General features: G+C 70.6%; 7 protein-coding genes. All 7 read left to right on the top strand.

The annotated features are described in order from the left end of the window. Positions 1-23: 23 nt before the first annotated feature. From fni to DB32_RS30775, 7 genes are read left to right on the top strand one after another with little or no spacing between them, the layout of a single operon-like run. Positions 24-1,142, top strand: coding sequence for a type 2 isopentenyl-diphosphate Delta-isomerase (fni, locus tag DB32_RS30805; RefSeq protein WP_169791615.1), 1,119 nt, complete (start codon positions 24-26; stop codon positions 1,140-1,142). Continuing rightward, positions 1,139-3,766 (top strand): hydroxymethylglutaryl-CoA reductase, degradative, encoded by a 2,628-nt coding sequence (locus tag DB32_RS44565; RefSeq protein WP_075097668.1) that lies wholly within the window; start codon positions 1,139-1,141, stop codon positions 3,764-3,766. Before fni ends, DB32_RS44565 begins: the two co-directional genes overlap by 4 nt. Before the next feature lie 27 nt (positions 3,767-3,793). Further along, positions 3,794-4,972: an aromatic ring-hydroxylating oxygenase subunit alpha gene (locus tag DB32_RS30795; protein WP_075097667.1), complete on the top strand. Its 1,179-nt coding sequence runs from the start codon at positions 3,794-3,796 to the stop codon at positions 4,970-4,972. A 5-nt stretch (positions 4,973-4,977) separates the two neighbouring features. Then, positions 4,978-6,102, top strand: a complete 1,125-nt coding sequence (locus DB32_RS30790) for an NAD(P)/FAD-dependent oxidoreductase (RefSeq protein WP_169791614.1) — start codon at positions 4,978-4,980, stop codon at positions 6,100-6,102. A 7-nt stretch (positions 6,103-6,109) separates the two neighbouring features. Next, positions 6,110-9,547: an FAD-dependent oxidoreductase gene (locus DB32_RS45800; RefSeq protein WP_053236221.1), complete on the top strand. Its 3,438-nt coding sequence runs from the start codon at positions 6,110-6,112 to the stop codon at positions 9,545-9,547. 17 nt (positions 9,548-9,564) lie between these two features. Further along, positions 9,565-10,740 carry a DUF1295 domain-containing protein gene (locus DB32_RS30780; protein ID WP_053236220.1) on the top strand — a complete coding sequence of 392 codons (1,176 nt, stop codon included), beginning with the start codon at positions 9,565-9,567 and terminating at the stop codon, positions 10,738-10,740. A gap of 22 nt (positions 10,741-10,762) precedes the next feature. Then, positions 10,763-14,203 (top strand): FAD-dependent oxidoreductase, encoded by a 3,441-nt coding sequence (locus DB32_RS30775; RefSeq protein WP_053236219.1) that lies wholly within the window; start codon positions 10,763-10,765, stop codon positions 14,201-14,203.

Here is a 14,203-nt window from a genome sequence, read left to right as displayed (position 1 = left end):
GCGCCCTCCGGAGTACGGTGGAGGTGCGTTTGGGGAACGTCGCGACGACGAGCGGTATCGAGAGCGCGCGCGAGCTCATCTCGACGCGCAAAGACCATCATCTCGATCTCTGTCTGCGCGCCGACGTCGGCTCTCGGGGCCCAGCGACCGGGCTCGGCGGATGGACGCTCGAGTACGACGCACTGCCCGAGGTCGATCTCGAGGACGTCGATCTCTCCGTCACGCTCTTCGGGAAGAAGCTGCGCGCGCCGATCCTCGTCGGCGCGATGACCGGTGGCACCGATCGCGCCGGGCTCGTCAATCGTCGCCTCGCGCGCGCGGCCGCGCGCTGTGGCCTCGGCATGGCGCTGGGCTCGCAGCGCGCGATGATCGTTCGCCCCGAGCTCGGCGCGACGTTCGACGTGCGCGCGAGCGCGCCGGAGCTGCCGCTCCTGATCGCGAACGTCGGCGCGGTGCAGCTCAACTACGGCGTCGGGACGTCGGAGATCCGCAGCGCGATCGAGCGCGTCGGCGCGGATGCGATCGACGTGCACCTCAACGCGCTCCAGGAAGCGATCCAGCCCGAGGGCGACACGCGCTTCAAGGGCTTGATCGCGCGGCTCGAGGGCACGCTGCCCGAGCTCGGTGTGCCGGCGATCGCGAAGGAAGTCGGCGCAGGGATCAGCGAGCGCGCGGCGCGCAAGATCGCGCGTCTTCCGTTCGCCGGCGTCGAGGTCGCGGGCACCGGCGGCACGTCGTGGGCGCGCGTCGAGAGCCACCGCGCACCGGCCGCGTCGATGCAAGCCGAGGTCGGCGAGCGGCTCGCGGGCTTCGGCGTGAGCACCGCGGAGAGCGTGCGCATCTGCCGACGCGCGCTCGGAGATGCGCGCACCGTGATCGCCTCGGGCGGCGTGCGCCACGGCATGGACGTCGCGGTCGCGATCGCGCTCGGCGCCGATGCGGCCGCGCTCGCGAAGCCGCTGCTCGCGGCGGCCGACGAGAGCGAGGACGCAGTGGTGCGGGTGCTCGAGACGCTGATCTTCGAGCTGAAGGTGATCGCGTTCTGCTGCGGCGCGCGTGACGTCGCGGAGCTGCGCGCGGTGCGCGCGATCGCGCCGGGCGCTGCGATGCCCGGTGTCGTGGATGCGGAGGCGCGCCAGTGACGAGCGAGCTCTCGGGGTTCTATCGGCTCTCGATGCGGGATCGCCGCGCGCGCGTCGCGCAGGTGATCGGGGCGCGCGAGGACGAGCTCGCGTCGCTCTCGCCGGATCGCGGCCTCGCCGAGGGGCAGGCGGATCGCATGGTCGAGAACGCGCTCGGCGTGCTCGGGATGCCGCTCGGCCTCTGCGTGAACATGCGCATCGCGCTCGACGGCGAGCCGGCGCGCGACGTGCTCGCGCCGATGGCGGTCGAGGAGCCGAGCGTGATCGCCGCCGCGAGCTACGCGTCGAAGCTGCTGCGCGCCGGCGGCGGCGTGCGGGCGACCGTGAGCGAGCCCGTGATGATCGGGCAGATCCAGGTGCTGGAGGTGCCGGATCCGGAGGTCGCCGAGCGTGCCGTGCTCGCCGCGAAGGACGAGCTGATCGCGAGCGCGAACTCCGGTCATCCCTCGCTGACCGCCGCGGGCGGCGGCGCGCGCGACGTCGAGATCCGACACCTCGCGCGCCTCGGCGAGGACGATCCGTGCGGCGCGATGATGGTCGTGCACCTCGTCGTCGACGTGCGCGACGCGATGGGCGCGAACGCGATCAACACGATGTGCGAGCGCCTCGCGCCGCGCGTCGCCGAGCTCACCGGGGGCCGCGTCGCGCTGCGCATCCTCTCGAACCTCACCGATCGGCGCACCGTGACCGTCGAAGGTCGCGTGCCGTTCTCCGCGCTCGAAGGGCAGGGCGCCTCGAGCGGCGAAGCGCTGGCGCGCGCCATCGAAGAGGCGAGCGTGTTCGCCGAGCGCTGCCCGTGGCGCGCCGCGACGCACAACAAGGGGATCATGAACGGCGTCGATGCCGTCCTGATCGCCCTCGGGCAGGACTGGCGCGCGGTCGAGGCCGGCGCGCACGCGTACGCCGCGCAGGACGGCCGCTACACCGCGATGGCGCGCTGGCGTGCGGAGGACGGCGCGCTGGTCGGTCGCATGACGCTGCCGATGGCGGTCGGTACGGTCGGCGGCGTGATCCGCGTGCACCCGCAGGTGCAGGTCAACCGCCGCATCGCGAAGATCGAGCGCGCGCCGGAGCTCGCGGCGATCGTCGCGGCGGCGGGCCTCGCGCAGAACCTCGGCGCGCTGCGCGCGCTCGCGGCCGAGGGCATCCAGAGCGGTCACATGCGCCTGCACGCGCGCAACGTCGCGGTCGAAGCCGGCGCGACGGGCAGCGAGGTCGAGCAGGTCGCGAACACGATCGCCGATCGCCGCGAGGTGAACCTGCGCGCCGCGAAGGAAGCGCTCGCGACCTTGCGCGCGCGGCCGATCGCGAAGGTCGAGCCGATCGCGATCACGACACCCACGACGACGCGCCCGGCGCGCCGCCCGCCGACGCCTCCGATGCCGGAGAGCGCGCGAGCGTCGATGTCGAGCGGAGAGAGCACGAGCGGGGAGAGCAGCATGACGAGCAGCGATTCGGGCACGCAGAAGCGTTACGAGCGACAGCCGCACCGCGAGTTCGGCGGCAAGGTCTTCGTCACCGGCGCCGCGGGGCACCTCGGCGCGAACCTGGTGCGCCGCCTGCTGGCCGAGGGCCGCGACGTGCGCGTGCTGCTCCGTCAGGGCAGCAACAACGAGGCGCTCGAGGGCCTGCAGATCGAGAAGGTCTACGGCGATCTCCGCGACGCCAAGCGCCTCGTCGAGCTGATGCGCGGCTGCACGACCGCGTATCACGCGGCGGCGCAGGTCTCGACGGTCGTCGCGACGCCCGAGCTCGAGCGCGACATCTTCGAGTGCAACGTCCTCGGCACGCGGAACCTGCTGCGCGCCGCGATCGACAACCACTACGAGCGCGTCGTCGTCACCGGGTCGTTCAGCGCGGTCGGCTACGACCCCGAGAACCCGCAGCGCCCCGGGAACGAAGACGACGTCTTCTATCCCTTCGATGACGTGCTGCCCTATGCGCGCACGAAGGTGCAGGTCGAGCACGAGGTGCTGAAGGCGTGCGTCGAGGGCCTCGACGCGGTGATCGCGACGTCGTGCGCGATCCTCGGGCCCCACGACTACAAGCCTTCGCGCATGGGCCTGACGCTCGTCGACTATGCGAACGGCCGACTGCGCGCGTATCCGCCGGGCGGGTTCGACTTCGTCGCAGCGCGCGACATCTGCGAGGGGCATTTCCTCGCGATGCACCGCGGTCGGCGCGGCCAGAAGTACATCATCAGCACGCAGTTCGCGACGGTCGACGACCTCATGGACATCTTCGAGGAAGTGTCCGGTCGTCCGCGCCCGCGCCTGCGCATCCCGGGCCCGGTGATGCAGGGCATCGCGGCGGTCTCCCAGGTCGCGCTCGACACGTTCGCGCCGAGCACGCCGCGCCGCTTCACGCCGGCTGCGATTCGCATCCTCCGCGCGCAGCGCCACGCGGACACCACGAAGGCGCAGGTCGAGCTCGGCTACGAGCCGACGAGCATCCGCACCGCGATCCACGAGGCGTACGCGGACTTCGCGCGTCGTGGGCTCGTCCCCGCGCGCCCCGGCACCGTCGGTGTCGCGGAGAGCGCAGCGCGCAAGTCGCCCCCGGCCCGCGCGACGACGGACTCCGCAGCATCGGAGTCGTCGAATCGCGCCGCGACCGGCAGCTGAAGAACGTCAGTCGAGGAGAGAGCGCAGATGTCGAGCAAGGAAGAGCGCCAGGGCCCGCCGTCGTTCGAAGAGGCCACCAACCGCCGCCAGAAGGTCCGCGCCGCGGGCCTCGATCCGAACTACTGGTACGCGGTCGAGCACGACTCGAAGATCGCGAAGAAGCAGATCGTCGAGGTGAAGTTCTGGGGCCAGTCCGCCGCGCTCTACCGCGACGAGAAGGGCCGCCTGCACGCGGTGGAGAACCGCTGTGCGCACCGCCAGGTGCCGCTCACGCTCGGCACCGTCGCGGGCGAGCGCATCGTCTGCGAGTACCACGGCTGGGGCTACAACGGCGCGGGCGAGCTCGTCGACGTGCCGCACACGCTCTTCGGCAAGAAGATGCCGCAGTGCAAGCTGCGCACGTTCCCGGTGCGTGTTCGCTACGGCCTCGTGTGGATGTTCTTCGGTGATCCCGAGCGCGCCGACGCGACGCCGATGCCGGAGATCCCGGAGCTCGAGGGCGACAATCGGTGGGAGTGCGTGCCGGTGGACTTCACCTGGCAGGCTCACCACTCGCTGATCATCGACAACGTCTCGGACTTCACGCACGAGTTCCTGCATCGCGACTACGCGCCGTTCACCGGCGCGAAGCTGACGAAGCTCGAGACCGTCGGCGACAGCGTGCAGCTCGCGTACGACACGAAGGTCGGCCGCGGGAAGATCAGCGGGCTCTTCGTGGATCGCGCGTCGATCGACACGAACTCGATGGAGCTCGCTTATCAGTATCCGTATCAGTGGTCGAATACGGACGGCAAGATCAAGCACTGGCTCTTCGTGCTCCCGATCGACGAGCGCACGACGCGCGTGTTCTTCCTCTTCTACTTCGATCACTTCGTGGTCCCGTTCACGAAGATCAAGCTGCCGAAGCGCGTGATGCGCCCGTTCCTGAAGATCTCGAACGAGCTCCTGGTGAAGCCGCTGCTCCGCCAGGACGGTCGCGTGACGCAGGGCGAGCAGGAAGGTCACGAGCGTCACTGGGACGCGCCCGTCGTCGAGCTCAGCCCCGCGGTGAATGCGTTCCAAGCGCTCACCGTGCGCAAGTGGGAGGAGTACCTCGCGGCCGAGCGCGCGAAGAAGGAGCAGCGCGAGCTCGTCCGACTGCAGCGTCGTGAAGCGCTCGAGCGCGCCAGTGTCGCGGAAGCGGCCGCGGACGGCGCGGAGGAGTGAGCGTCGTGGCAGAGAAGATCGACGCGAACGTCGTCATCCTCGGCGCGGGCCCTGCGGGCACCGCGGCGGCCGCGCACCTCGGCACGCTCGGCGTGCGCAACGTGGTGCTCGTCGACAAGCACGACTTCCCGCGCGACAAGACGTGCGGCAGCGGTGTCTCGCCGAAGGGCATCGAGACGCTGAAGCAGCTCGGCGTGTGGCACGAGGTCGAGCCGCACGGCTACTGGATCAAGGGCATCCGCATCGTCACGCCGGGCGGCTACGACAGCACGCAGTCGGCGGGCGACGTCGGCGCCGCGATCGTGTGTCAGCGCCGCGTGCTCGATCACGTGCTGCTGAAGAAGGCCGTCGCGCGCGGCACGCGCTTCGTGCCCGACTTCCACGTCACCGAGGCGATCGAGGAGAACGGCCGCGTGGTCGGCATCCGCGCCGCGGACGGCCGCGAGGTGCGCGCGAAGTACACGCTCGTCGCGGGTGGATCGCACTGCCGCGTCGGCCTCCCCGAGCAGCGCCCGCGCAAGGTCATCCAGGCGATCATGGGGTGGTGGGACGACGTCCCGTTCAAGGCCCATCACGTCGAGATGATCTTCGATCGGATGGTGGAGCCCTACTACGGCTGGCTCTTCCCCGAGGGTGAGCGCCGCGTGAACATCGGCATCACCTACGAGGACGGAGAGAACGGCGAGAAGAAGAACGCGCGGCAGCTCTTCACCGAGTTCCTCGACAAGCACTATCGAGAGCGCCTGAAGGGTGCGACGCAGATCGGCGGCTGGAAGGGCCATCCGGTCGTGTGGTCGCTCGAGATCGAGAAGCTCACGGCGCCGGGGCGCGTGGTGATCGGCGAGGCCGGTCTGATGACGCACCCGGCGACGGCCGAGGGCATCTATCAGGGCATGCGCTCGGGCATGCTCGGCGCGGAAGCGGTCGCGGACGTGCTCAATGGGCGCCTGTCCGAGAAGGACGCGATGCGCGACTACGAGCGTGCCTGTCGCGCGACCTTCCAACTCTCGTTCTGGGGCGGCGGTGTGTTCCGCAGGATCGTGCGGACCGACGCGCTCGACTGGATGGTCAAGCTCGGCGACACGCCGATGGTGCAGTCGGCCGCTGCGCGCCTGATGGCGCAGATGTGAAGTCGGGATGAGCGGCTCGCACTACGACGTCGCGATCGTCGGCGCCGGCCCGGCGGGCTGTGCGAGCGCGCTCGCGCATGCGCGCAGAGGGCTGCGCGTGCTCTTGCTCGAGGCCGATCCGCGCAGCTCGGATCGCCTCGCGGGCGAGTGGCTCCATCCGCCGGCGCTCGCGATCCTCGACTCGCTCGGGGTCGATCTGACGCCCGCGACGCCGTACGCGACCGGCAAGGGCTACGTCGTGTTCCCCGAGGACGGCAGCGAGCCCATCGCGCTGCCGTACGCCGCCGGGCATTTCGGCATGGCGGTCGAGCACGCCGTGCTCGTCGAGACGCTGCGCGCGCACTGCGAGCACCACGAGCACATCGAGCTCGTGCCGTGGGCGCGCGCGACGCGCATCGAGGGACAGAGCCTCACGTACGAGCGTCGCATCGGGACCTCGTCGCACACGACCTCGCGCACCGTCAGCGCTCCGTCGATCATCGGCGCGAGCGGTCGTGTCGCATCGGGGCCGCTCGCGACGTCGCCCGGCCCGCTCGCGCACGGCGTCGCGGCGAGCTCGCGCATCGCCGGGATCGCGGTGGAGCACCACGCGCTGCCGTTCGAGGGATTCCTGCACATCTTCCTCGGCGGCCCCGGGCCGGTGATGGCCTATCGCATCGACGCGCACCGTGTGCGTGTGCTCTGCGAAGTGCCGCACTCGCTCGCGATCCCGCGCGAGGGCGGAGTGGCGCTCTTCGAGGCGTATTCGGCCGTGCTGCCGAACGGTCTGCGCGAGGCGTTCGGTCGTGCGCTCGCGGAGAGCGCCCCCTCGTGGGCGAGCGTCGATCTCAGGCCCCGCGGTGACCTCGGGCGCGAAGGCCTCGCGCTGATCGGCGACGCTGCCGGCACGCATCCGCCGCTGCCTGCGATCGGGCTCACGCTCGCGCTCGAAGACGCGGTCGCGATCGCGAAATCGCCCAGCTTCGCGGCCTATCGGCGCGAGCGCACGCGCCGCACCCGGGTGCGCGAGATGCTCGCGGTCGGGCTCTACGAGGTGTTCGCGGACGACGCGGAAGAGTCGATCGCGATGCGCCGCGCGATCTACGAGCTGTGGCGCGAGAAGCCGCGCGAGCGACTGCGCTCGATGGGGTTCCTCTCGGGCGAGGATCGCAGTCACGTCGGGTTCGGGCGCGCGTTCCTCCGCACGATGCTGCGCAGCTCGCGCGACTTCGTGAAGGACGCGATCGCGACCGGGAACGTGCGCCACACCGGGCGCGTCGCGAGCGATCTCGGGCAGCGGATGGCGTGGCTCTTCGGAGGCACGCTGCACCTCACGAACGCGCTGCCCGCGCGCACGAAGCAGGGCCTCGGCGCCCCGCGCACCGCGGAGGAGCGATACGGGGCGGCACTGCGAGCGTCGACCGCGAAGGCGGAAGTCGTCGGACTGCCGCGCTCGGGCAACGAGGACTTCTCCGCGCGTGACTCACTGCGCCGCGGCGCGCGCGCGCTGATCGCGGAGCAGGCCGACGACGGCTCGTTCGAGGGCGAGGTCGTGTGGTGCCCGATGCTCGCCGCGCAGTACGTGATGGGCTGGCACGCGATGGGCCGCCCGTTGAGCGCGGAGCGTCGCGCGTCGGTGCTCAAGCACTTCGAGCGCACGCGCCTCGCGGACGGAACGTGGGGCCTGCACGAGAAGAGCGAGCCCTATCTGTTCGTGACGCTCCTCGTCTTCGTCGCGTGCCGTCTGCTCGGCCTCGCGAAGGACGACCCGCTGATCGCGCGTGCGCACGAGTTCATCCGCCGTGAGGGCGGCGCGGTCGCGGTGCCGAGCTGGGGAAAGCTCTGGCTCGCGGTGCTGAACCTCTACTCGTGGGAGGGAGTCAGCGCGGTATTGCCCGAGGCGTGGCGCGCGCCGCGCTGGCTGCCGTTCCATCCGAGCCGCTTCTACTGCCACACGCGCCTCATCTATCTCGGCATGGCCGTGCTCTACGGCGAGAAGTGGAGCGCGCCGGTCACGCCGCGGATCCTCGCGATTCGCGACGAGATCTTCCCGGGAGGGTGGGAGTCCGTCGACTGGGCGAAGGCGCGAGAGACGCTGCGCACCGCCGAGATCCACACGCCGTGGACTCCTGCGCTGCACGTCGGATATCGCGTGCTCGGCGCGGTCGATCGCCTGCAGTCGCGCGAGAAGCGCGCGACGGTGCTCGCCGAGCTGCGCGAGCACATCCGCTACGAGCTCCGCTCGACCAACCACACCTGCATCTCCCCGGTCAGCGGGCTGCTCGATCAGGTCGCGCTGTTCATCGAAGATCCGAACGATCCCGATCTGCGCATCGCTGCGGAGCGATTCGAAGGATGGGTGTGGGAGGACGAGCTCGACGGCGCGCGCGTCACCGGCGCGCGCAGCGCGTCGTGGGACACCGCGTTCGCCGCGCAGGCGATGGCCGCGGCCGCGCCGCACTGCGGGAACGACGTGCGCGATGCCCTTCGCCGCGCCGACACGTTCCTCGTCACGCAGCAGATCCCGCGCGGCACTGGGCGCGAGCGCCATCACGATCGCATCGATCCGACCGGCGGATATTGCTTCGCCGGTGTCTGGCACGGATGGCCGGTGAGCGACTGCACCGCCGAGGCGATGCTCGCGCGGCTCGAGTCGCCCGAGGGGAGCCCGACGCGCGAAGCGATGGAGGCGGCGGCGCGCTTCGTGTTGCGCTGCCAGAACACCGATGGTGGCTTCGGGAGCTACGAGGCCCGCCGCACCGACGTCTCGCTCGAGTGGATCAACCCCGCCGAGATGTTCGGCGACTCGATGACCGAGAAGTCGTATGTCGAGTGCACGGCGTCGTGCGTCACGGCGCTCGCTGCGTTCGTCCACCGCTGGCCGCAGAGCGAGCTCGCGCACGAGTGCGAGACCGCGATCGCGCGCGCCGTCGCGTCGCTCACGCGCACGCAGCGTCCCGATGGATCGTGGCCCGGCATGTGGGGCGTGCACTTCGTGTACGGCACGATGTTCGGCGTGCGCGGCCTGCTCGCGGGTGGCGTTCCGCCGCACGATCCACGCATTCGCCGCGCGTGCCGCTTCCTCGAGGAGCGTCAGCGCGCCGACGGCGCGTGGGGCGAGCATCGCTCGAGCGTGATCGTCGGCCGCTACGTCGACCACGACGAGGGCCAGGCGGTGCAGACCGCGTGGGCGATGACGGCGCTGCTCGAGGCGCGCCATCCCGACTTCGCGCCGATCGAGCGCGCCGCGCGCTGGCTCGCGTCGAAGCAGTCCGACGACGGCGCGTGGCCGAAGCAGGAGGCCGAGGGGATCTTCTTCCACACGGCGCTGCTCGATTACGTGCTCTATCGCCGTTATTTCCCGGTCTGGGCGCTCGGTCTGTACGAGTCGCGCCGCGCCGAGCGAGCGAAGTTCCGCGAGCACGGCGGCGAGAGCGCGAGTCGTCCGAGCCGACTCCACGTCTGAGCCAAACGAATCTCGATATGCACGCTCCTCTTCCCGTCAGCGATCTCGGAAATCTGCTCCTCGGCGCGGTGCTCGCGCTGGGGTTCGTGCTGTATCTGTTCGTCGGCTCGATGATCGTGCCAGGACCGGTGCGCCAGGGCGTCGTGCTGTCCGACGGGAGCCGCATCTCGTACAAGCTGAACGGGCTCGCGCTCTTCCTGATCACGGCCGGGCTGGCAGCGGTCGGGACCTGGCTCGGCTTCATCGATCTCACGCTGCTGCATCGCCACTTCTGGGGGCTCTTCGTCGCCGCGAACGTGCTCTCGTTCGTCATGACGGCGCAGCTCTTCGCGAGCGGCAAGGACAAGCCCGGCGCACACCGTCACCGCGCCGATCCCACCCCGCGCATCACCGGCGTCGACGCGCACGGCAACGCGACCGGGAGCGCGGCGGGCACGCAGAGCGCGCTCGGGCTGATCGAGGACCTCTGGTACGGCGTGGAGCTCAATCCGAAGTGGATGAGCCTCGACGCGAAGATGTTCAGCTATCGCCCGTCGCTGATCGGACTGGCGCTCTTGAACATGTCGTTCGCCGCGGTGCAGTACGCGAAGTACGGCGAGCTCTCGCAGGCGATGATCCTCTATCAGGCGTTCACGTTCGTGTACGTCTTCAACTACTTCCAGTTCGAGTACGGAATGCTCTACACGTGGGACATCGTGGCCGAGCGTTTCGGCTTCATGCTCGTGTGGGGTGACTACGCATTCGTGCCCTTCGCGTACTCGGTCACGGGCTGGTACCTCGTCGACGAGACCGGTGATCTCCCGCCCTGGGCGCTGGTCGCACTGCCGCTGATGTTCGTGCTCGGGCTCTGGATCTTCCGCGGATCGAACCAGCAGAAGGACGAGTTCAAGCGCGATCCGAGCGTGAAGATCTGGGGTCGTCCCGCGGAGACGATCGGCGGGAAGATCCTGGTCTCCGGCTTCTGGGGGATCGGCCGCAAGCTGAACTACACGGGCGAGATCCTCGTCTATTGGTCGTTCGTGCTGCTGGCGTGGGGCGAGTCGTTCGTCCCGTTCCTGTTGCCCACCTGGCTCATCTGTCTGCTCGTCCACCGCGCGTGGCGAGACGACAAGAAGTGTCGCGAGAAGTACGGCCCTCTGTGGGAGCAGTACTGCAAGCGCGCGACCTTCAAGATGATTCCCTTCGTGTATTGACGCTGTCAGGAGCGAGGCAGTCATGCGTGCGAGTCGAAGCAGCTACGACGTCGCCGTCGTGGGCGGCGGTCCGGTCGGTGCGACCACCGCGATCGCGTTCGCGCGTCGCGGCGCGAAGGTCGCGCTCCTCGAGGCAGATCCGCGCGCCGCGCGGCGCTTCGCGGGCGAGTGGCTCCATCCGACGGCGGTCGAGGTGCTCGACGAGCTGCGGATCGGGCACCTCGACGGGGCGCACGCGCGCACTGGCTACGGGTTCGTGATCTGTCCCGACGATCGCAGCGCGCCGATCGAGATGCCGTATGCCGAGGGCATCGCCTTGTCGGCCGAGCACTCGGAGATCGTCGAGGCGATCCGCGACGTCGCGCGTGGCGTGCCGGGCATCGAGTGGATCTCGATGGCACGCGTGACCGCCGTCGAGGGCGATCTCCTGCGCTGCGAAGATCGCGAGTCGCACACCGCGTTCGAGCTGCGCGCGGGGCGCATCATCGGCGCCGACGGGCGCGGATCGGTGGTGCGGCAGTCGCTCGGATACCGCGAGAACAGCACGCTGCTCTCGTACATGGCGGCGGTCGAGCTGCGGAATTGCGAGCTGCCCTTCGAGGGATTCGGGCACGTCGTGCTCGGCGGTCCGGGGCCTGCGCTCTTCTATCGCATCAGCGACGACGTGGTCCGCGGCTGTCTCGACGTGCCGGTGAGCCTCGGCGCGCGCGCGCGCACCCCGGGCTTCCTCTGGGACGCGTTCCACGCGGTGCTGCCGCCGAAGATGGTCCCGGCGTTCCGCGCGGCGATCGAGCGTGGCCCGAGCGGCTGGGCGGCGAATCGATTCCGTCCGCGCGCGGAGTTCGGCCGCGGCGACACGATGCTCGTCGGCGACGCGCTCGGTCACGTGCACCCGATGACCGCGATCGGCATGACGATGGGCATGCTCGACGCGCGCGCCGTGGCGCGCGCCGCGAACGTCGAGGAGTACGCGCGCGAGCGCCGCGGGTACATCCCCGAGCTGCTCTCGAACGCGCTCTATCACTGCTTCCGCCGCGAGGACGCGAGCGCGACGGAGGTGCGCCGCGCGATGTTCCGCACGCTGCGCGCGAGCGACGCGGAGCGGCGCCGCACGATGATGATCCTCGCGGCGTCGGATCTGCGACGCCGGAGCTTCGGCAGCGCGTTCCTCAAGATCGCGGCGCAGGCGATCGGCGCGACCGTCGCGGACGCGACGAAGGACGGTGATCTCCTCCGCGTGCCGGGCGCGCTCTCGCAGTACGGCGAGTGGATGCAGTGGCCCGCGGCGATCGCGGTTCCGCGCCGACTGCGTGATCGATATCGCGGCGAGAGCACGCCGACGCATCCGATCCCCGTGCTCTCGCGCTTCGTGCGCACGGCCGATCCGCTGCAGCCGCCCGAGGCGGACGAGCCGCGCGCGAGCGATGCCGCGGACGTGCCGGTGCAGGACGCGATGGCGCGCACGCACGGCGTGTTGCTGACCGAGCTCGAGGCGATCGCGCGTGTGCTCGGAAGCGTTCCCGACGCGGAGGTCGCGGCGCCCGCCGCGCGCATGATCCGCGTGATCACGTCGGGCACGATGCGGCCCGCGATGGCCGCGCGCATGACGATCGCGCGGCGTCGCCTCGCCGTGGAAGGTGTGCCGCGCTTGATCGAGACCGGCTCGTGGCGCACCGAGGCGCTCGCCGATCTGCTGCTCCTGCTCCTCGACGGAACCGCGTGGGGCGAAGAGCCGATCACCGACCTCGCCGAAGGCGTGCGCGCGCTGCTCGAGTGTCAGACGTCGCATGGCGGCTTCGCGACGCGCACCGCGCGCGACATCCCGCGTGATCACGAAGGCGATCTCGAGGCGACCGCGCTCGCGTGTCGTGCGATCGACGCCGTCCTGCGGCGCCGTCCGAGCGCGTCGGACGCGGACCTCGAGGGCGCGCTCGCGCGCGCGGGTGCGTGGATCCGTGCTCGCCAGAGCGAAGACGGGAGCTGGCCCGCGATCGCGAAGCTCGGCGGCGGCGGCGCGCCGCACGTCGTGGTGCGCACTGCGCTCGCGCTCGACGCGCTGATCGCGATCGACGGCAATCCCGGCGAGCCGACGGTGCGTCGCGCGCTGAAGTGGCTAGCGGCGAACGCGGCGGTGTGGTCCGGAGAGAGCGCGTCGCTCGCGCACGCGTCGGCGGTCGTCCGTGCGCTGTGTGCGGCGCGCGCGCCCTCGAGCGACGCGATGGTCCGTGCGGTGCGCGCGCTCGCCAGCGCGGTCGCGCGCGAGGACCTCGCGTGGCAGGACGCGGCCGACGTCGGTGAGGCGCTCGCGAGCTACGACCTGCGCCGCGTCGAGCGGCCCGCGCTCGGGCGCACCCGCGCGAAGACGGGCACGACCACGGCGAGCGCGTCGGTGTCGGCCGAGATCGCCGACGCGGACTGGGCCTATTGCAAGCAGGCGCTCGCGGAGGTGTCGCGCACCTTCAGCAAGCCGATCGCGATGCTGCCCGGCAAGCTCGAGGTCGCGGTCACGCTCGGCTATCTGCTCTGCCGCATCGCGGACACGATCGAGGATCACCCGCTGGTCGATCCGCGCGATCGCGATCGGCTCTTCGCGATGTTCCTCGACGTGCTCGAGAACGGCGCCGATGCCGAGCCGTTCGAGCGCGCGTTCGACACGATCGAGCACGACGATCCCGAGCTCTCGCTCGCGCGTCGCTCGCGCGTGGTGATGCGCGTGTTCGCCGCGCAGAGCGACGCGACGAAGGACGCGTGCATCCGCTGGGTCAGCGAGATGGCGCGCGGGATGAATCTCTATTCGCACCGTCGCAAGGGCGACGACGGATTCATCGCGCTGCACACGACGAGCGATCTCGAGCGCTATTGTTATTACGTCGCGGGCACGGTCGGACATCTGCTGACCGACCTGTTCGTCGCCGAGATCGGCGGTGACGCGGCGCTCGAGCTGAAGCTGCGCGAGGACGCGGAGGCGTTCGCGTCCGGCCTGCAGCTCGTGAACATCCTCAAGGACGTGACCGACGATCGCGAGCGCGCGTGGAGCTTCGTCCCGCGCACCGCGGTCGCGGCGCAGGGCATCACGATCTCGAATCTCTGCGACGACGCGGTGCGCGCGAAGGCGCACGCGGCGGTCGCGCCGCTCTTCGACGTGGCGCGCCGCCAGCTCGATGGCGCGCTGCGATATGCGCTCTCGATTCCGCCGCAGCACACCGGAATCCGACTCTTCTGCCTCCTGCCGCTCTGGATGGCGGCGCGGACGCTCGTCGTCGGGCGCGGCAACGACGCGATGTTCGTCCCCGGTCAGGCGGTGAAGATCTCGCGCGAAGAGGTGGAGTCGATCATCGCGGAGTGCGTGCGCTTCGTCGCCGACGACGACGCGCTGCGCGCTCGGTACGCGCGGCTCTACGACGACGGCGCGACGGCGCGCCGCGCGAGCGGATCGGCTTCGTCGATCGCGAACGGACGGTGA

It is taken from the genome of Sandaracinus amylolyticus (assembly GCF_000737325.1).
In the GTDB taxonomy this organism is placed as follows: domain Bacteria; phylum Myxococcota_A; class Polyangia; order Polyangiales; family Sandaracinaceae; genus Sandaracinus; species Sandaracinus amylolyticus.
This window is presented reverse-complemented; position numbering and strand designations above follow the sequence as displayed.